16 protein-coding genes and 2 pseudogenes are annotated in these 17,779 nt (G+C 54.1%); 6 read left to right on the top strand and 12 right to left on the bottom strand.

Translation table 11 applies throughout. From position 1 onward, the window contains the following. The first annotated feature begins 26 nt into the window (after positions 1-26). Positions 27-1,040 carry a glycosyltransferase family 32 protein gene (locus ACR6AS_RS11355; RefSeq protein ID WP_111138489.1) on the top strand — a complete coding sequence of 338 codons (1,014 nt, stop codon included), beginning with the start codon at positions 27-29 and terminating at the stop codon, positions 1,038-1,040. On the opposite strand, the gene ACR6AS_RS11360 is transcribed toward ACR6AS_RS11355, so the two are convergent. Further along, positions 1,017-1,934 (bottom strand): LysR family transcriptional regulator, encoded by a 918-nt coding sequence (locus tag ACR6AS_RS11360; protein ID WP_111138556.1) that lies wholly within the window; start codon positions 1,932-1,934, stop codon positions 1,017-1,019. The genes ACR6AS_RS11355 and ACR6AS_RS11360 overlap by 24 nt on opposite strands. Before the next feature lie 99 nt (positions 1,935-2,033). Here ACR6AS_RS11360 and ACR6AS_RS11365 point away from each other — a divergent pair, with 99 nt between their 5' ends. The 3 genes from ACR6AS_RS11365 (at position 2,034) to ACR6AS_RS11375 (ending at position 6,122) form a co-directional block, all read left to right on the top strand. After that, positions 2,034-2,423 carry a tautomerase family protein gene (locus tag ACR6AS_RS11365; RefSeq protein ID WP_111138490.1) on the top strand — a complete coding sequence of 130 codons (390 nt, stop codon included), beginning with the start codon at positions 2,034-2,036 and terminating at the stop codon, positions 2,421-2,423. Between the two features lie 223 nt (positions 2,424-2,646). Then, positions 2,647-4,938, top strand: coding sequence for a phosphatidylglycerol--membrane-oligosaccharide glycerophosphotransferase (gene opgB / locus ACR6AS_RS11370; RefSeq protein ID WP_434162173.1), 2,292 nt, complete (start codon positions 2,647-2,649; stop codon positions 4,936-4,938). A gap of 218 nt (positions 4,939-5,156) precedes the next feature. Beyond that, a complete protein-coding gene (locus tag ACR6AS_RS11375; RefSeq protein WP_434162176.1) occupies positions 5,157-6,122 on the top strand; it encodes a tropomyosin in 966 nt (321 codons plus the stop codon). 15 nt (positions 6,123-6,137) lie between these two features. Here ACR6AS_RS11375 and ACR6AS_RS11380 read toward each other — a convergent pair whose 3' ends face one another. After that, positions 6,138-6,851, bottom strand: coding sequence for a GNAT family N-acetyltransferase (locus ACR6AS_RS11380; RefSeq protein WP_111138493.1), 714 nt, complete (start codon positions 6,849-6,851; stop codon positions 6,138-6,140). Between the two features lie 100 nt (positions 6,852-6,951). On the opposite strand from ACR6AS_RS11380, the gene pdxR reads away from it, so the two are divergent. Then, positions 6,952-8,418, top strand: a complete 1,467-nt coding sequence (gene pdxR, locus ACR6AS_RS11385) for a MocR-like pyridoxine biosynthesis transcription factor PdxR (protein ID WP_434162382.1) — start codon at positions 6,952-6,954, stop codon at positions 8,416-8,418. 101 nt (positions 8,419-8,519) lie between these two features. On the opposite strand, the gene ACR6AS_RS11390 is transcribed toward pdxR, so the two are convergent. Together ACR6AS_RS11390 and ACR6AS_RS11395 are read right to left on the bottom strand one after the other, a co-directional pair. Beyond that, positions 8,520-9,026 carry an RcnB family protein gene (locus tag ACR6AS_RS11390; protein ID WP_293774640.1) on the bottom strand — a complete coding sequence of 169 codons (507 nt, stop codon included), beginning with the start codon at positions 9,024-9,026 and terminating at the stop codon, positions 8,520-8,522. A 131-nt stretch (positions 9,027-9,157) separates the two neighbouring features. After that, positions 9,158-10,411 (bottom strand): serine hydrolase domain-containing protein, encoded by a 1,254-nt coding sequence (locus tag ACR6AS_RS11395; protein ID WP_434162179.1) that lies wholly within the window; start codon positions 10,409-10,411, stop codon positions 9,158-9,160. A gap of 239 nt (positions 10,412-10,650) precedes the next feature. On the opposite strand from ACR6AS_RS11395, the gene ACR6AS_RS11400 reads away from it, so the two are divergent. After that, positions 10,651-11,319 (top strand): YecA/YgfB family protein, encoded by a 669-nt coding sequence (locus tag ACR6AS_RS11400; RefSeq protein ID WP_367396051.1) that lies wholly within the window; start codon positions 10,651-10,653, stop codon positions 11,317-11,319. A 142-nt stretch (positions 11,320-11,461) separates the two neighbouring features. Here ACR6AS_RS11400 and ACR6AS_RS11405 read toward each other — a convergent pair whose 3' ends face one another. The 8 genes and pseudogenes from ACR6AS_RS11405 to ACR6AS_RS11440 form a co-directional block, all read right to left on the bottom strand. Continuing rightward, positions 11,462-11,764, bottom strand: a complete 303-nt coding sequence (locus ACR6AS_RS11405; RefSeq protein WP_434162181.1) for a hypothetical protein — start codon at positions 11,762-11,764, stop codon at positions 11,462-11,464. A gap of 312 nt (positions 11,765-12,076) precedes the next feature. Beyond that, positions 12,077-12,661, bottom strand: coding sequence for a DJ-1/PfpI family protein (locus ACR6AS_RS11410; RefSeq protein WP_293774635.1), 585 nt, complete (start codon positions 12,659-12,661; stop codon positions 12,077-12,079). Positions 12,662-13,073: 412 nt separating this feature from the next. Next, positions 13,074-13,832 (bottom strand): CDP-diacylglycerol diphosphatase, encoded by a 759-nt coding sequence (locus tag ACR6AS_RS11415; protein WP_418799272.1) that lies wholly within the window; start codon positions 13,830-13,832, stop codon positions 13,074-13,076. A gap of 121 nt (positions 13,833-13,953) precedes the next feature. Next, entirely contained in the window at positions 13,954-14,262 is a 309-nt protein-coding gene (locus ACR6AS_RS11420) for a contact-dependent growth inhibition system immunity protein (RefSeq protein ID WP_111138500.1), read from the bottom strand. A 2-nt stretch (positions 14,263-14,264) separates the two neighbouring features. After that, positions 14,265-15,099, bottom strand: a pseudogene (locus tag ACR6AS_RS11425) (RNase A-like domain-containing protein). A gap of 423 nt (positions 15,100-15,522) precedes the next feature. Further along, the gene (gene symE / locus ACR6AS_RS11430) at positions 15,523-15,852 is read right to left on the bottom strand and encodes an endoribonuclease SymE (RefSeq protein ID WP_434162183.1); all 330 of its coding nucleotides are present in this window, start codon (positions 15,850-15,852) and stop codon (positions 15,523-15,525) included. Between the two features lie 226 nt (positions 15,853-16,078). Then, a pseudogene (locus tag ACR6AS_RS11435) lies at positions 16,079-16,271 on the bottom strand (restriction endonuclease subunit S); the annotation flags it as partial. Positions 16,272-16,417: 146 nt separating this feature from the next. After that, positions 16,418-17,215, bottom strand: coding sequence for a helix-turn-helix transcriptional regulator (locus tag ACR6AS_RS11440; RefSeq protein ID WP_434162186.1), 798 nt, complete (start codon positions 17,213-17,215; stop codon positions 16,418-16,420). Positions 17,216-17,779 lie beyond the last annotated feature (564 nt).

Below are 17,779 nucleotides of genomic sequence, written 5' to 3' on the forward strand. Positions count from 1 at the left end.
GGGAAAATAAAAATAACAGGTGTACCATGACTTCACATCGTCAGCGTCCGGCACATAAAATCTGGCGCAACTGGAAAAGAATATCGTTCAGTAGCCAGATGCTATGGAATAAAAAACAGCAGAGCCGCCTTCAGGCTCCGGAATATGATCCGGGGCAGGAAAATAATGTGATATTAGTCACTCAGCAGAAAGCATTGCCGGCAATCTCCAGAATTGTCTGGATGGTATGGCATCACGATCGCCTGCCTGCCTCAATGGCACTGAACATCCGTAATATCCGGCGGGACAACCCGGACCACCAGGTCTATCTGGTGACTCCGCGTACCCTGTCGCAATGGTTGCCCGACTTTAACCTGATCTCTTCCGATCTGACGCTGGCCCATAAAAGTGACATCATCCGGCTGGAGCTGATCCATCGCTACGGTGGCATCGGCATTGATTGCAGCACCCTGCTGTTTGAGGATCTCGCCTGGGTACATCGCGCGCACGAAGCGCGTCCGATGGATCTGATCGGCTACTACCGCGAGCAATCCACGATGAACCTGCTGGCACCCGTTATCGAGAGCTGGTTTATTGCCGCACCCGCGCAGAATCCTTTTATTCGTGAATGGCTGAAGCAGCTGGCACCGGTCAAAAACATCGGTATCCGTAACTATCTTCATGAGCTGAAGAAGCGCGACGACTTTCCACTGATTGTGCAGAATATGGATAACCCATCCCGCCAGCTGCTGGCACTGGCGCAGCAGGTCGCGATGCGGGAAGAGCGGCGGGCCAACCTCTATCTGCGGAAAGGAGAAGCCAGCGCCTGGTATTATCAGCGTCTGCATGGCGACAACAGCAGCGCCTTTGCCCGGTCGGTGATGTTTCACCAGCGGCCGCAGACGCCCCCCCCGATTATCAAATTAACCGGCAACGAGCGGCTGCATCTCGACTTCAATCTGCGCCTCGGCCTGTATAACCGCAGCAGCCTGATTGGGGAGATGATGCAGACCACCCCCTCTGCGCTGGCATTGCCGTCAATGACCAAAGCGCGCGCGTAGCCAGTGCGTCAGGGTGGTGACTGCACGCGGCACCTGCGCCGCCCAGGGCCGCACAATCCACAGACGGGTCGCAAAGGCCTCCACTGGCTGCCATTCGGGCAGCACCCGTCGCAGGCTTCCCGCCGCCAGCGCCTCACGGGCGCTGAAATCGGGCAGCATGGCGATCCCCAGCCCTTGTAGTGCGGCATCGCGGATCGACTCACTATTGTTGGTGGCGAAGCTGCCCTCGATCTGCACCTGCATCGGCTCGCTCTCCGCAGGCGTGATAAACCGCCAGCGCGGTGACTCCACGCCTCGCGGATAGTAAAGGCAGTTATGCTGTACCAGATCCTGTGGGCGCTGCGGTTCGCCCTGTGCCCTGAGATAGGCGGGAGACGCCACCAGCAGCGTCTGCGTATCACACAGCGGCAGCGCCACATGGGTTTCCGGCAGCGTGTCGCTGTGCCGGATCGCCAGGTCAAATCCCTCATGACTCAGCGACACAAGACGGTCTGTCACATCCAGCTGCAGACGGACCTGCGGATAGTCCCGCAGAAACTCACCGATAAGCGGCACCAGCTGCTGACGGGCAAAGGCCACCGGCGCGGTCATACGCACCAGGCCACGCACCGGCCCCGCCTCGTCACGCACGCTGAAAAAGCTCTGTTCGATGCGGGTAAAGGGATCGCGTAACTCCTCCACCAGCTTCTCGCCCGCCGACGTCAGCCGTACGCTGCGCGTGGTGCGTTGCACCAGCAGCACACCGGCCTGCGCCTCCAGCTCTTTGATTTTCTGACTCATCGCCGCTTTACTGACGCCAAGCCGCTCAGCCGCCCGGGTAAAACTGCCCTGGTCCGCCAGCACGGTCAGCCAGTGCAGGTGCTCCCACAGCGTATCGGTTTTCATCTCTTTCATCATTGTTCACTATAATGAATAATCAATTCAGGCTACGCGCTTTTTCCCGCCGCATAAAGTGTTCATCATAGGGTGCTTAACCCCTATGAGGAATCTGCCATGCCACTGCTGCAATTTGATGTGATTGAAGGTCGTTCGGAATCAGAACTGCGAACGCTGCTGGATGCGGCACACCGCGCCGTCCTCACCGCCTTTAACGTGCCGGCACGCGATCGCTACCAGATTGTTCAGGAAAACAAGCGGTATCAGATGGTTTTTCAGGATACCGGTCTGGGATTCAGCCGCAGCGACAATCTGGTCATGGTCCGGGTCTACACCAGCCCGCGCAGCACCGAACAGAAACAGCACTTTATGGCCGAACTGGCGCGGGAACTGCGTGAGCATTGTGGTGTTCAGGGCAATGACCTGATGATCAGCTTTATTACCAATGACAAAGGTGACTGGAGTTTTGCCGATGGCGAAGCGCAGTATCTCACCGGTAAACTCTGAAAAGCATCCCGGTCGCGGCGAGTCTGACGGTGCGCGCCAGCCACCGTCACGCCTGATAACCTCTCTTCTGATATGACCCTCAGTTAATCTGTTCATCACCGCACAAATCGGACCGGATATGTTGCAGCCCGATGACAGCCAATATAGATTGTCGAAAAACCATCCCACGAAGATGGTCGGTTGCGCGACGCCTCGCGTGCCCTTGTAGAGAGAGGATTTGCCGTTGTCCGAATTGGTGTCCGTGGCGTTATTTCTGGCCGCTATTGCAATCTATTCCTGTAAAGCCGGACGTAACAAATTCTGGTTTGTGCTTGTTCTGATTCTGCTGGTGCTTTTCGTGGTGCTGAATGCCACGCTGTATGCCAGCAACTATTTCACCGGTGACGGCATTAACGATGCGGTGCTCTATACCCTTACCAACAGTCTGACCGGCGCGGGCGTCAGTAAATATGTGGTGCCGGCGATTGGCCTGATCATCGTGCTTTTCCTGCTATTCTGCCTGCTGTCGTGGATCCTGCGGCGGCGCAGGCGTCCGCATCATTTAGGCTGGTCGCTGCTGGCAGCGGCCTGCGCGCTGGGTTCAGTTCAGACGACGCCAGCCTTTCGTCAGGTCGCGACACTGGTGGTGTCGCACACTCAGCTGGCCGATTCTGACTTCGATAACTTCTATAAAGTGCCGCGCAATCACATTGAAAATCCGCATCTCAATGTGGTTTACATCTACGGTGAGAGCCTGGAGCGCACCTATTTCGACGCCACCGCTTTCCCGGGTTTAGCGCCGGAACTGAGCCGTCAGAAAGAGCAGAGCATCGACTTCAGCCAGACCGAACAGCTGCCGGGCACCGATTACACGATTGCGGGCATGGTCGCCTCGCAGTGCGGTATCCCGCTCTTTGCGCCGTTTGACGGCAACGCGTCGGCCTCGCTGTCCAGCTTCTACCCGCAAAATGTCTGCCTGGGCGACATCCTGAAAAAGTCAGGTTACGAAAACTGGTTTATTCAGGGGGCCGATCTGCGCTTTGCCGGTAAGGATGTTTTCCTGAAATCTCACGGCTTTGATCCCAAAAACCTCTATGGTTCGCAGGAGCTGAAAAGTCGCGTCGCCGATCCGACCTACCGCAATAACTGGGGCTATTACGACGATACGGTGCTGGACGAAGTCTTTGATAAGTATCAGGAACTTTCTCAGGCGGGCAAACCTTTCGCCCTGTTTACGCTGACCGTCGATACCCACCATCCCGATGGATTTATCTCGCGCAGTTGTGAGCGCAGGAGCTACAGCATGGAGGGCAAACCCAATCAGTCCTTTAGTGCCGTCACCTGCTCACAGGAACATGTGGCGCGTCTGATTTCGCGCATCAAAGCGTCGCCGTGGTTCCGCAATACCGTGATTGTGGTGAGCTCGGACCATCTGGCCATGAACAATACGGCGCATCCCTGGCTGATTAAGCAGCCGCGCCGCAACCTGTTTATGGTGATCCGGGGTGACAAGCCGCAGGCGGAACTGATGGAGGCAAAGCGCAGCACGCTGGATAACGGCGCTACGCTGCTGGATATTCTGGGCGGCGACAATGCGATTGGCCTGGGTCGCAGCAGCCTCTCTTCGCTTTCGCTCTCAACCCAGTTTGATGACATGAAGAGCAAGGTGTTGAGCTGGAAGCCCGATATTATTCAGCTGTGGAACTTCCCGAAGAAGATGGACACCTTCACGATAGATAAGGCGAAGAATGTCTTCAGCTTTTCCGGGACCACCTTTAAATTGCCGATCCTGTTCCGCATCAGTGATAAACACGTTGAGCCGATGCCAGAGGGCGAATACTCCGCCCCACTGCGCTATCAGCTCGCCGATTTTGCTCTCGATGATAAATTCGTCTGGGTGGATCGCTGCTTTAAGATGGCGCGCCTCTGGCAGCCTTCGCTGGCGCTCTCCAGCGATCTCTGTATAGCGATGGGGCAGACCGGCGGTACGCCATCGGTGACGCTCGTCGATAAACCGCAGTGGAAAGGAAAAGTGCAGTTCCCTGAAGGACCCGTCACCGAAGCGCGCTACCAGCAGAATCTGGCGCAGATCAGGGTGGAAGATAACAATATTCGTTACAGCGCCGACAGCTTCAGGCTCAACGTGCCGGGCGCACCGGAGAGTGTGAAAAGCTTCAGCGGCATCTCCCGGCCTGAGAGCTGGGGTCGCTGGTCCAATGCCAATCTCGCACCAGAGGTACGGATCGACTATGTCGATGCGCTGCCAGCGAAGTTCGATCTGGTGATCACCGCACGCGCCTGGGGCGCTAACGCGCATCGGGCGATTCCGGTTCGGGTCGGCGATCAGGAGCAGCTGCTGTCGCTGGGCGAAGAGATATCCACCCATACCCTGCATTTTGACAATCCCGGTGCCAGTCATCGCCTGGTGATTGCTCCGCCGGAACCGCAACTGAGTAATACCGGTAATATCACGGGTCAGGATCCCCGCAAACTCGGCATTGGTATGGTCGAAATTAAAATCGTACCCCAGCCTTAACCCCTTTTTCCGCTTCACGCCTCTGCGGAAGATCGCAGAGGCGTCATCCTTTTCCTGCCGCAAAATATTGCGAAGCGCGCCGCACGACAATGCACGTTACCTGTTGTACTAATTGATATTTTTCTGCAATTTGCGCAAAATACAACCATCCTACAGGGCGATATGCTGTTTGCCTGTCATGATGCCGCTATCGCCAGCATTCACAGGGAGGTGTCGTAATGACAGGTACAGTAATCCGTACTCACAAAGCGTTTAAAACGCTACAACAGGCCGGGATTGCCGATCAGCAGGCGGAGGCGATGGTTAAGGTGTTTACCCATATGCAACAGAGTCAGCCTGGCGAACAGATCAGCAGACAACTCGATAAGATTCGGGCCAAAGTCGATCAGACCGATAACCGGTTCGACAGGCTAACGGTAAAAGTTGATCAGACTGATAACCGGGTCGGCCAGCTTACGACTAAAGTCGGTCAGATAGATACTCACCTCGGCAAACTGACAGCTAAGGTCGACCGGATGGATAATCACCTCGGCCACCTCACAGCTAAAGTTGACCGGATGGATAATCACCTCGGCAAACTCACAGCAAAAGTCGGCCAGATGGATAATCACCTCGGCCAGCTCACAGCTAAAGTCGGCCAGATGGATAATCACCTCGGCCAGCTCACAGCTAAAGTTGAGCGGATGGATAATCACCTCGGCCAGCTCACAGCAAAAGTCGGCCAGATAGATAATCACCTCGGCAAACTCACAGCAAAAGTCGGCCAGATAGATAATCACCTCGGCAAACTCACAGCAAAAGTTGACCGGATGGATAATCACCTTGGCAAACTCACAGCAAAAGTTGACCGGATGGATAATCACCTTGGCAAACTCACAGCAAAAGTTGACCGGATGGATAATCACCTTGGCCAGCTTACGACCAAAGTACTGCATATGGACGAGCGGCTGGGCCATGTTGAAAGAAAAACCGATAAGCTGTCCATCCGGTTTAATCATCTGGAAATCCGAATGGACAAGCTGGAAGTGCTACTCAGTGATATGAATGTCCGCTTAACGTCGGCGGTGGACAACCTGAGAAATGACGTGGTCGGCCTCAGCACCGATATGCGCTGGATCAAGCGGTTATCTGTTCTGATGACCACCACCCTGCTGGCGGCGGTCCTGAAAGATATCCTGCTGTGATCGGCCTGCGACCGATCAGGCCCGATTGCGCAACGTCTCCAGCTTTTCGCGCTGCTGACCCTCTGCCGTGAAGTTATCATCCGCCAGCCAGCACTGCAGACCGGTTTTCACCTGCGGCCATTCACTGTCGATAATGGAGAACCAGCTGGTGTCACGCGAGCGCCCTTTATAGACAATGGCCTGACGAAAATCGCCTTCATAGCGAAAACCGAGGCGTGTTGCCGCTTTGCGGGAGGGGGCATTGCAGCTGTCACATTTCCACTCATATCGACGGTAGCCCAGCGTTTCAAATGCGTAACGCATCAGCAGAAAATGGGCCTCCGTTGCCATCCGGGTCTGCTTCAGCCTGGGTGAGAAGGCGACATGGCCGACCTCCATCACCCCATGTTCAGGCTGAATGCGCATTAATGACAGCGTGCCTGTCGCCTGCTCCGTTGCCAGATCGATGACGGCGAAATGCAGCGGATCGCGGCTGGTTTCGAGCTGACCGGCATAATCCAGCCACGCCTGTCGATCGTTGAACGGCCCCATAAACATATACGTCCAGTCACGGCCATCTTCTGCCAGGGACCAGCACGCGAACAGTGCGTCGCTATGCCGTGCCAGACTGAACGGCTCCAGCCTGCACGTCTCGCCGGTGAAAACCTGATGCTCCGGTACAGGACGGGGTTGCCAGTCGGGTAAAGGCGCTCCGACCGGTTGTCCATATTGATTGATCTGCTGTGACATATCGCCTCCCGGCTGTGGATGATGTCAGCAGGTTGCCACTATCCTGGCAGGTTAAAAAGTACCACAATCAGGAGAAATGATAGATCCACGCGAGCAGACCATGATGTCAGAGATCACCGCCCTGCTGATGGCCCCCTTAATGACCACTGCCGGAACGACGCTGCAGCAGCAGCTTTATCAGCGAATAAAAGAGGCTATTTTGCAGGGGCAGCTTGCTGCCGGATCGCGGTTGCCTGCCACCCGGCAGCTGGCCCTGGATCTGGGGGTGTCGCGCAATACCGTGCTCAACGTCTGGGCTCAGTTGCAGGCAGAGGGCTATCTCACCAGCGACAGACAGGGCAGCCGCGTCACTCCACTGGCTCTGCCTGTCAGGCAGGCCGAGGAGACGATGCCCGACAGCTGGCCCCTGGCAAACCGGATTGACGCCTTTCAACACAGCCCGTGGTTCGACACTGGCGCGCTGCCGCTGCGTCCCGGCATCCCGGCCCTTAACCACTTTCCGATGGCGGCCTGGCGAGGGGCGATGAGTCAGGTCATGAGCCAGACGTCCCCGCAGCGGCTCGGTTATGGCGATCCGCTCGGTGAGCCCGAACTGCGGGCCGTGCTGGCGCAGCAGCTGCGCATCACACGCGGTGTGCGCTGTGATGCCGCACAGATTGTCATTACCGAAGGAACGCAGCAGGCGCTGATGCTGTGTGTCGCCCTGCTGACCAATCCGGGCGACTATGGCTGGCTCGAAGAGCCGGGCTATCGCGGTGCCAGAGCGGCGTTCCGGACGGGTGAACTGAACGTGGTGCCAATCCCGACCGATCATCAGGGAATGGCTCCCCGGTCAGCAGACTGGGCAGTGACGCCACCGCGTCTTATCTACACCACGCCCACGCATCAGTATCCTACCGGCGCAGTCATGAGCGCCGCCCGGCGTCTGGCGCTGATTGCGGCTGCGCGCCAGCAGCAGGCCTGGATTATTGAAGATGATTACGATGGCGACTTCCATTATCACGGCGAACCCATCACGGCGATGCAGGGCATGAGCGTGAATGCGCCGGTTATCTATCTTGGATCCTTCAGTAAAACACTGTTTCCTGCGCTGCGAATTGGTTTCATGGTGCTGCCCGCGTCACTGGTCAGCCGTCTGCGTCCGGCACTCGATCAGCTGCTGCGGGGCGGTAATCGTCTGGAGCAGCTGGCGCTGACACGCTTTATTCTCAATGGGGATTATCGCCGTCATCTCGGCAAAATGCGTCGTCTCTACCGGCAACGTCAGACCTGGCTGCGCAGCGAACTGCAGCGCGCGGCGGGTCGGGCCGTGCCGTTGCTGGGCGGTGAAAGCGGTATGCATCTGGTGCTGCCGCTCGATTCGCAGCGGGATGACAGGGCCATCGCCCGAAGACTGCATCAGGCGGGTTTTGCGCCTGCGGCGCTCTCTGCCTTCTGTCTGACTGAACCGGCGCAGTCCGGGCTGGTGATGGGCTATGGCAACAGCAGCGACACGCAAATCACAGCGGCCACGCGCCTGCTGAGCCGGTTACTGGACTGGCCGGATAACCCCCACGGCGTGAATTGAGAGGGATCACACAGCCCGGCTGACGCCGCCGCATAACCGAAGCCGGGGGTGCCAGGCGTTTCCGCAAAAAAAAAGCCGGTCATCACGACCGGCTTTTTCACTCAGCCACGGAAGAAGATATCACCTGATTTACCCATGACGATCTTGCCGGTGTCATTGGTAATCAGAATGTAGTTGGCGTTGATATAGGCCCAGTGGGTATTTTCCTGTGGCGCAGGCAGGTTACGCTTCTGCCACTCGCCGATAGTGTAGGTTTTGCCGGTGTACTTCTCTGGCACGGTATCACCGATTTTATACTCTTTGTAATCGATGATGATGGTGCTCAGTTCGTAATTCGGACGCGCGCCGTTGGACGGAGCGGGTGTGGTTGGCGTGATGCCATCATTGGATTGTGAGCTGGCCGGTGCCTGGCCCTGCGGCGCAGGGGTATCCGGCTGAGCAGTACCCGCAGCCGGTGCAGCAGGCTGTGTGCCAGGATTCGCGGGCTGAACCTGTGGCGGTGGCGGAACGTTATCCGTTGCTTCGCCAGCGGCCTGAACAGCGGGGATCAGGCTCAGCGAGCCAACCAGTAATCCCATTGATAAAAGTACACGTTGAGTCCTGCGCATAATGATTTCCACGTTAAATTTTGACAGTCAGGCTAAAGACAATTTTTATCGCACTTCAGTTCCGGCGCGCTGACGCGCTTTGCAGGGAAAACAGCGCGATTCATTTCACTGCACACAGGCCAGCTGACCGGTTACTGTAAAACCACTTTATCCTGAGTTGCCAGATCGACCAACAGCGCAATGCCTAAATAGTTGCTCCAGTTAAAGCCGTTCTGCAGCACCACAATCGCATTACCGTTTCGTTTATCGTAGCCGATAAAACTGGCGTAACCGCCGATGTAGCCTACCTGATAGGTGATCTGCTGCCCGTCGACCCTGTCCGTCACCCAGGCAATGTTCTGCGCCTGTGAACCCTGCTGATACCACGCCCGCCCGACCGCGGCAAAGGCACGATCCCGCGCCCTGTCCCCGGTCGCACGCAGATGCGCGCTCAGATAGGCGCTGAGATCGCGTGCATTACTGTAGAGACTGGCCGCGGCCACCATATTGCCGTGAAAATGCCAGTCGGGCGTCAGTGCGCCGCGACGGATGAATTTCGGCTGATCGCCGGCATGCCCCAGCGCGCGCAGCGGATAACCCGGCAGCGTTTCCGGCATAAAACTGCTCTGATTCATCTTCAGCGGCGCGAAGATCAGTGCTGACGCCTGCGTCTGGATGTCCTGATGAAAACGGGTGCGCAGGATATAACCGAGCAGCGCATAGCCGAGGTTAGAGTAGTGCGGCACGCGTACGGACGGCGCGGTGAAATCTGCCAGATAACTCAGCAGTGTGTCGCTGTCGAGATTGCCATAGAAGTTCTCGCCCGTGCCCAGATAACCGATGAACTGCGCCAGCATCGGCAGATCCATATCCTGACGCGGCAGGCCGGAAGTATGCGTCACCAGTTGCAGCAAGGTGATGCGCCGCGCGTCCGCGCTGAGCGTGACCTTTTCAGGCAACAGATCGGCCAGGGTATCGCTCCAGCGCAGCCTGCCCTGCTCCACCAGCTGGATAATCACCTCTGCCGTTACGCCTTTACTCAGCGATCCCAGCGCAAACAGGGTATCCGGCGTGATCGGATGGCGATGCACGCGGTCGGTGACGCCAAAGGGATAAAAGCGCGTCGGACCATTGTGATGGATGACCGCAATGCTGATGCCAGGAACCTGCTTCTGCTGCATGTAGTGCTGCACGATATCTTCGACATTTTCGTCAAAGGTGGCATGCGTAAGATAAACACGATCGCTTACCGGCGCGGAGGTCTGCGACAGGGTGCCGCAGCCTGCCAGCAGGAAGAGGATAACGGGCATGAAAAGCCTGATCGCTCTGCTGGCCCGCTGGCGGGGAGAGGCAGCCCCCGCGAGTAATCCGGCATCCGCCTGGCAGAGAGTAAATCCATTATTCATTTTTTAATCATTAACTTAACGCTTTAAAGCATGTCACGGGCGGGCGGTAGCGCAAAAATGTATCACAAAGTGCAGTGGGCTATCGCCTGCTTAACGACCGGAAACAGGGGCTAAGCGCGGTTTAACCGCCAGAGACACCGCAACGGGGTTAGCTGTCTTGTGGCCCGCAAGGGTGTACACTGCTGCGGTTTTAAGGCTTAACGCCACGCTGAAATCTGATACGCCCGGGAGGCAACCGCATGAAAGAAGGCCCACTGTCCGAAAAAGAGCTGCAATGGCTGGAAGATATGCTGGAAAAATATGGCAGCGAAGCGTCAATTATGGATGTCTCCGAGCTCGATGGTCTGCTGACTGCCGTCCTCTCTGGCCCCGTGACCATCGAACCCAGCCAGTGGCTGGTCGCGCTCTGGGGTGGCGAGAAACATATTCCTAAATGGAGCAATGAGCGTGAAATGACCCGCTTTATGTCGCTCTGCTTCCAGCATATGAATGACGTGGCTGACCGCTTGTCGGAATTCCCGGAGCAGTTCGAACCGCTGTTTGGCATCCGCGAGATGGAGGGGCTGGAGTTTACTGTGGTTGAAGAGTGGTGCTTTGGCTACATGCGCGGTGTCTCGCTGAGCGACTGGTCTGGTCTGCCGCCAGAGCTGCAGCCTGCGCTGGACGCCATCGCCCTGCACGGCACGGAAGAGAACCTGGAGAAGATCGACGCCCTGACACCGGAAGAGATGGAAGCCAGCATCGAGGCGATCCGTCCGGCGGCCCTGGCGCTGCACGACCACTGGATCTCTCAGCCTGAAGCCATTCCTGTTCCGCAGAAGCCCGTGTCGGCAGAGAAAATGCCGGGCCGCAACGATCCCTGCCCGTGCGGCAGCGGTAAAAAATATAAGCAGTGCTGCCTGCACTGATTAAACGTTCTGAGCTGCCGGGCGGATGAGTGCCTGGCAGTTACGTTTTATCCGAATGCATTAATTATTCAGCACGTTAGTCAGTTCAGTTTCCCGGGTCAGGGGATTGAAACAGAGACAGAACAGAGCCCCATCCAGCTGATCATATCTCCTTCTCACCCGGACTGCGTTTTTGCTTCGCGTATCCCGGTTTTTCGAGATAAGCACGCAGCGATACGGTCTCTGCCGCCCCCTTAAATACGATGCTATTTGAACGGAAATAACCGTCTCCCGGATGGGCTTCAAAATAGTAGCGCGCCGTGATACACGGGGCGTTTTCAATATCCGTATCTGTCAGTGTGTGGTATTTAAAAAAATCGCGTTGCGTGTAAACGGTCACGTTATTTGAGCCCGACGCGACAAACCCGATAAATAAACCACCACAGATCAGCACGGTGGCAGCCATAGCGGCAGATCATTTAATCAGGTTCTTCATTGCTTCTTCCCCATAAATGCGAGTGATGCCCCATCATTGGTAACGACTTTAATATCCCGCGATAAAGAAAGCCTTCTCTGTTGCGCTGGGGCTGGGTGGGCAAGCGCCTGACGCACCCATCGTTAATCCGATACCGGCGGCGAGCGAAATGCTCACCGCGAAGATGGTTCTGTTCAGTGAGGAAAGCGGCGCTGTGCCGGTAAGCCGACCCCGGATAAGACCCGGCCACGCGGTAGAGAGACACTGAAGATTCAGTCTCTCTTATGGCTGCAATCCGGGCGTTTAGCGAGGCTCCCTGTTCAGCCACGGACGGTAATAGATATGTTCAGCCTGAAAGTCGACCGCGCCCTTGTTCCCGGTCAGGCGCAGAGCAAGGGTGAAAGCAAAATCGAAGGCGACACCCAGACCCCGGCCGCTGAGCAGATTGCCATCTTCCACCACATCCTCCATCAGATACTCGCCATCTTTCACCGCCAGCCCCAGCTCACCCGAGCAGGTATAGCGACGGCCTTTCAGCAGGTTATTTCCCCCCAGCACCCGGGCGGCGGCAGAGCAGATGGGCGCAATCAGCATCCCGGCTTCATCATGTCGCTGGATTAAGGCGGTGACCGCCGGGCTGGCGGCAAGATTCTCAGACCCCTCCGGTCCGCCAGGCAGGATCAGCGCATCAAAGAGATGTGCGTCCTGCAGTTCTTCGATTTGCTTATCGGCTTTAACGACGACACCGTGGTAACTGACAATCTCGCGCTGAGGCTGGCAGGCAACGGTGGTGACTTCGATCCCCAGCCGACTGAGAATATCGAGAGTAATAAACGCTTCTGCTTCTTCAAATCCTGTGGCCAGCAGTAGTGCTGCATTTTCAGACATGTCGCCTCCGATACGTTTTTATCAAAATAAAACACTGTTTCATTTTTACAGCATTCTGCCAGAAGTTTCACGTTGTCGATGGATCGGTTCAGGCGAGGATGTTTATGAAGGATGTGCCCTTTCTGCATTGGTGCTGAGCCAGTTCGCCGGGCCAGGCTGTCTGATTTCCGGGTTCATAAGGGCCTGGATGATGTCCGGGCTGTCCGGCGTGAGCTTAGACAATGCGTTACAGAGGCACATCCCGCCAGAGACGCTGGCGCGGGTCTGTGCCTGTGAAGCGGTGGGCTCTTTCGTGGCGATCCCCTGACGGACTGGCCCTGCGTTACGGCATGAGCTGATCTTTTCTGCGCTGGCGATCGTTATTGTCACTCCCGCCATCAGCCTGCTGAAAGTTCGGGGCAATGGTGCCAGGCTAATCGCCGACTGAAACCTCTGCCGGCGGCGTTGACAGGATCGCGCAGCGCTTATCCAGTAACGACTCAACGGAGGCCCGATTGCCCTTATCCAGACCGCGTCGGGTAGCCAGCAGAATAAACCCTTTTTCGCCTGAGAACGTCGCCGGGATGAGCGCTACGCCCCATTCCGCCAGCTGCGGCGGCGACAGCCGGAGATGACGTGCCACAGAGCTGACAGGATAGATCCCCATCGCCGTCGGCTGTATAACGCGACGGGCATAGTAAGTATGTTTCAGCAGGCGATCAGGCAAGGGTTGCCACTCATCCTGAATATAAGGACGCTCGGCCTGAAGCTGCCGATAAACATCCTTCCGCAGGCAGGTCAGATGAATATGCAGCTGATTCTGGCTGCGGCCATAAGCGGAATTCAGCGCCATGCCAAGTCGATCCTCCGGCACCCTAGCCCCATAGGCAGCCATCAGCGGATAACGCATAAGCCAGGCGTAACCGAAATAGTCGGGACGCCCGGGGCGCGATAGCGTGATGCTCTCAATGCCGGAGATCGCTATGGTGGGGACCAGAAGAAAATGCAGCCTGTAACGAGGATTCTGGATGACGCTGAAGCCCTGGTTACTGTCCTGCGGCTGATAGACCTGCTGGCAGGGAGCAGGATCGCGCCGGTAGTGATGGTTAGTCATGCAGAGGTCATGCGTGACCGTCCACAGCGCGTCAGAGCGGGCGCATCCAACCAGCAGCAGCGCGATGAAAAGCGGCAGCGAGCGGCATCGCCATAACCATTTCCCGTTAAGTGGATTGCATCCGATCAGGCGACTCAATGCAGGTACAACCTCATCAGCAAGAATTCATATTGGGGGGAGCGCTTATTGTAATGGCAAATCAGCCTTGAGAAAGAGGTGCACTAACCTTTTGCTTTAAAAGGTTGAGGAATTCGGCAGGCGTCGTTTCCCATAATTCTGTAGAAAATTCCGCGCCATAGCGGCTTCTGAAGTCCTCCTCCAGGTTGTCACACTCCCTCATAAATTGCTCAATATCACCCATCAAGCCATGTCGTGAAGCAGCAGTGGAGTCTGCAATCCATGCGTTGATTTGGGCATCTACACTTTCACCACTACCGAACAGGTCATAGTCTTGTCCGAAATAGATGGCAATAAGGCTATCAAGTCCGGCTATGTTAATGTTTTTCATAGTTATACCATCGGATAAGCAGTCAGGATGAAAAAGGGCTTACCGTTCCAATACTCGAATTTGAGTATTATACGGACCATATAGCAGGCTTTCACTTCCATTATTCCTCTGGAAACTGAAATACCTGTCTGGCGGGCAAAGCTACCATCTAACACTGTTTTAGCTTTGAGACCTTCGGGAACATTCTTCACCCACAGTGTGATGCTATTCTTATTGTCTCTTAAAATCTTAGAGATAAGTATTTCAGCATCCCGGGTACTTTTAAAGTTGCTCGATGACTTCAATCTTGGGGATTTTTCAAGCCGTTCAAATAACTCTTCCGCAGTTTTGCCTGCGTGTCTTTCAATAGCATGTCCAGCCGCATTAGTACCAGGAAGAGATTCATGTTCAGCAAGCTTGATGCGACCACTGCGTATCGCAATAACACGCTGGGCGCCTGTAGCAAAAGAAAATGCCAGTGGAACTGCCAGATCGACTGTGAATCCCACTTTCATTGCCGTATTTTTATCAGCCCCCAGCGCCTGTGCCAGTGAGACAGCAGAATTGTAGGTATCGGTCTCAGTACCTTTGCCTGTCCAGATCTGCCGCAGAGATGCCTGCACAGTATCCAGTCCATGCGTGCCAACGACAACACATCCCGCTTTAGTCAGCATCGTGGGTTCAGGTACTACGCACATGGCACCGGGCACCAAATAGCTCAACGATACCACCCGCAAGGCCTAAACCGCCATAAAAGCGATTACTCAGAGTTTCGCCTTCGCTAACGCTTTTATCTGATAGTAAAGCCGCAAGCTGCACCGGGGAAAGAATAACTCTCACTTCGTCTTCATTATCCATAGCTCAAATCCTCCTTGAGGTATCAATAGTCCTGCGCAATATTGTAGCTATAATCATCAGCCACTTTAAAGAAGACTGGCCCTAAAGTGTGATTTAAAATCAAAGCAGTATTATGTCGTAGATTTGCGTGCCACAGGTTGTCGCATTTGAGTGTATTACTATTGTTGACGATTTCATCAGGGAGGTCAGCCGATGTAAGCTACTTTTGCAATTTCCTCCTCTAAGATTTTCATATTATTTTCGATAACACTGGTCAAACAGCCTTTTATTTTTTAAAAGGCAATTTAAGCATCAGTTTCTTCTATTAAAAAGTTGAAAGCGAAGTAAAGCTATTAAATGATACGAAGGACTAATGAACTGATGGAGGTAGTGGCTTCCTGATAGTTAATCGCTCCCGATGCAATATCGGGAGCGGATTCACATTCAGGCTACTTTCTGTTTAGAGGTAATGACCTTAATAAACTCCTGCACCTGCTTTTGTTTCCGCGCCGACAGTTTGCACACCTGGCGCAGCGACTGCATCAGTTCGCTCTCCTGCCGGGCGGTGAGCACAATACAGCCTTGCATTACCTTTACATCTACTACTGTGCCCATGGCAAAACCGGCAGCTTTTAGCCATTGACCTTTCATGGTAATTGCAGGGATCCGGCTGTAATCCGGATAGCGACTCGCGTAGCCAACAGTCAATTGACGGTTATTTGCCGGAGAGACTTCTGGTTCAGACGGTTGTGCAATAGAATGAGCGTCAGTCATGATTACTATTCCCTATAAATAGTGATTGTGATTAGCGGCGCGGGTGTGTTGCAGCACATCCGTGCCGCGCTAAATACCTGTACATATCATCAGGAAAGAGATGGGAAGTCCAGCTTTCAACAGCGTGAAATACGCAATTTATAAAATCATTTGAATATAAATATTAAGGTTTACCTGACAGGAAACAATAATAAATCCAGCATGAATTCACACAATAAAATAAGATTCAGGATTTTCTACGAGAAGCTTTTTTCCTGTGCTGGCTACACGTTCGGCTTTGTTTTTTCTAGTAATTCGGGAGCGCTGTTTTCCCTGCAGATCAATTCCGGGTTTTCTGCCCGCCACTGGGCGGTGAGTTCACCCCGGAAGGTTTTTGCCAGGATCGATTGCGTCAGGTTATTAACGAGGGCCTGTGCGTTTGGTGATTTGTATGGACTTTGAGTTATTGTTGCGAAGGCCGGACCGATCATTTCAACATAACCATCTGAATTATAAATAATTAAAAACAGATAAAACCAGCTAATATACTCACATATATACTCAGCAAGATTTCCTAGGAAAACGATTATTCATCGTCTTCCTCTTCCATAGGCTCTAGCGCGTCAAGTGCTACTCGCACCATGGCAATAGAGCCTACTCGGATAAAAGCATCTTCTCCATCTTCGTCTGTGATCTGGTATCGCTCTGTTGACTCTGGTTCCAACTCCAACATATAAAAAAAGGAATTCAATTGACCTATATTCCAGAGTTCTCCCTCTCTTTCATCTGATTCGCAGCACAACTCAATAACCGGCCCACCGTTCGCCATAGTGATTTGGACATTTCCGTATCTTCCTTCATTTTCGTCATTATTATCTTCGTCAGTAATAAGAGGAAGTGCCTCAAACAAGAATTGATGGAAAATGACTTCTCGGGTATTAAAGGCATAACGATGCTGCTCAGAGTCAAAAACAAAAAAAAGCTCACGGTCTGGCACTACACTTTCCTGAAAGTGTGAGTAAAAACGACGCTTATCAGCCGGGGAAATAGGTAACAGCAAATAATCTTGTTGCCCTCGTAGCCAGAGTTTCACCGTCCAAATGCAGCCATCCATTTCAATGCCATTAGCGGCGATACTTTCCAGCTCATCGTCACTACGGCTACCTTGATTGCGCAGTTTCTTCAGCAATTTATCGCTATCTGGAAAAACAGCGCTCAATGGCTTTTTTAAGACCGCGCTAATCGCTTGCGCCAGCCCCAACTTGGCCGCAACTTTCCCTGTTTCGATACGCTGAATCTGCTGTTGGCTGGTACCAACCATATCTGCCAACTCACGTTGAGTGATTGATAGCTGGGAACGAAGTTCTTTGATTTTGTTTTGCAAGATGACATCTCTCCCTCTTAAAAGTAATGAATGCCATTCAAACACAAATATGAGTAAAAAACACCAAAATGGGTTTAATACCGAGAGGCAATATTCGTTAACGTAAAAGCACGTCCTTACCGGAGTAGAGTGTGCAGGAACACGGGGCGAGTAAAGCAGAGTAAAAAAGATGATCGGTTAAACCGATCGATTGATAAAAATTGATCTGCAAAATGAATTATCCGGCCCGGTAGTACCTGTGATAAATTCCCAAAAACTCATTTAACGTATTGTTTATTAATTTATTTCCTGTCTTCTGGCGGGCGGCTTTCTTTTGTCCTGCAAGCATGGCATCGGAATGCGACAGCAGGTGTTGGAATGAAAAGATGTGCCAGATGTAACAAGAAAAGAGGCGTTCTGGACCGGATTTTCGGGCTGGATAAAGAATTCTGCGATGACTGTCTGATGGTGGTTAACCAGGAAATCAGAGAAAAACGGGTGGTGTCCACACCAGCACGAAAATCACTGGGACGCTCTTCCTGACAATGTTTCATACCCGGCAGGTTATTGCCCCTGATGGGGTGA

The sequence above is a fragment of the Pantoea phosphatilytica genome (assembly GCF_051025615.1).
In the GTDB taxonomy this organism is placed as follows: domain Bacteria; phylum Pseudomonadota; class Gammaproteobacteria; order Enterobacterales; family Enterobacteriaceae; genus Pantoea.

Excerpts from the sequence above, each read along its gene's own strand:
- ACR6AS_RS11355 (WP_111138489.1), top strand. The coding sequence starts at position 27 with ATGACTTCACATCGTCAGCGTCCGGCACATAAAATCTGGCGCAACTGG.
- ACR6AS_RS11360 (WP_111138556.1), bottom strand. The coding sequence starts at position 1,934 with ATGAAAGAGATGAAAACCGATACGCTGTGGGAGCACCTGCACTGGCTG.
- ACR6AS_RS11365 (WP_111138490.1), top strand. The coding sequence starts at position 2,034 with ATGCCACTGCTGCAATTTGATGTGATTGAAGGTCGTTCGGAATCAGAA.
- ACR6AS_RS11375 (WP_434162176.1), top strand. The coding sequence starts at position 5,157 with ATGACAGGTACAGTAATCCGTACTCACAAAGCGTTTAAAACGCTACAA.
- ACR6AS_RS11380 (WP_111138493.1), bottom strand. The coding sequence starts at position 6,851 with ATGTCACAGCAGATCAATCAATATGGACAACCGGTCGGAGCGCCTTTA.
- pdxR (WP_434162382.1), top strand. The coding sequence starts at position 6,952 with ATGATGTCAGAGATCACCGCCCTGCTGATGGCCCCCTTAATGACCACT.
- ACR6AS_RS11390 (WP_293774640.1), bottom strand. The coding sequence starts at position 9,026 with ATGCGCAGGACTCAACGTGTACTTTTATCAATGGGATTACTGGTTGGC.
- ACR6AS_RS11395 (WP_434162179.1), bottom strand. The coding sequence starts at position 10,411 with ATGAATAATGGATTTACTCTCTGCCAGGCGGATGCCGGATTACTCGCG.
- ACR6AS_RS11400 (WP_367396051.1), top strand. The coding sequence starts at position 10,651 with ATGAAAGAAGGCCCACTGTCCGAAAAAGAGCTGCAATGGCTGGAAGAT.
- ACR6AS_RS11405 (WP_434162181.1), bottom strand. The coding sequence starts at position 11,764 with ATGGCTGCCACCGTGCTGATCTGTGGTGGTTTATTTATCGGGTTTGTC.
- ACR6AS_RS11410 (WP_293774635.1), bottom strand. The coding sequence starts at position 12,661 with ATGTCTGAAAATGCAGCACTACTGCTGGCCACAGGATTTGAAGAAGCA.
- ACR6AS_RS11420 (WP_111138500.1), bottom strand. The coding sequence starts at position 14,262 with ATGAAAAACATTAACATAGCCGGACTTGATAGCCTTATTGCCATCTAT.
- symE (WP_434162183.1), bottom strand. The coding sequence starts at position 15,852 with ATGACTGACGCTCATTCTATTGCACAACCGTCTGAACCAGAAGTCTCT.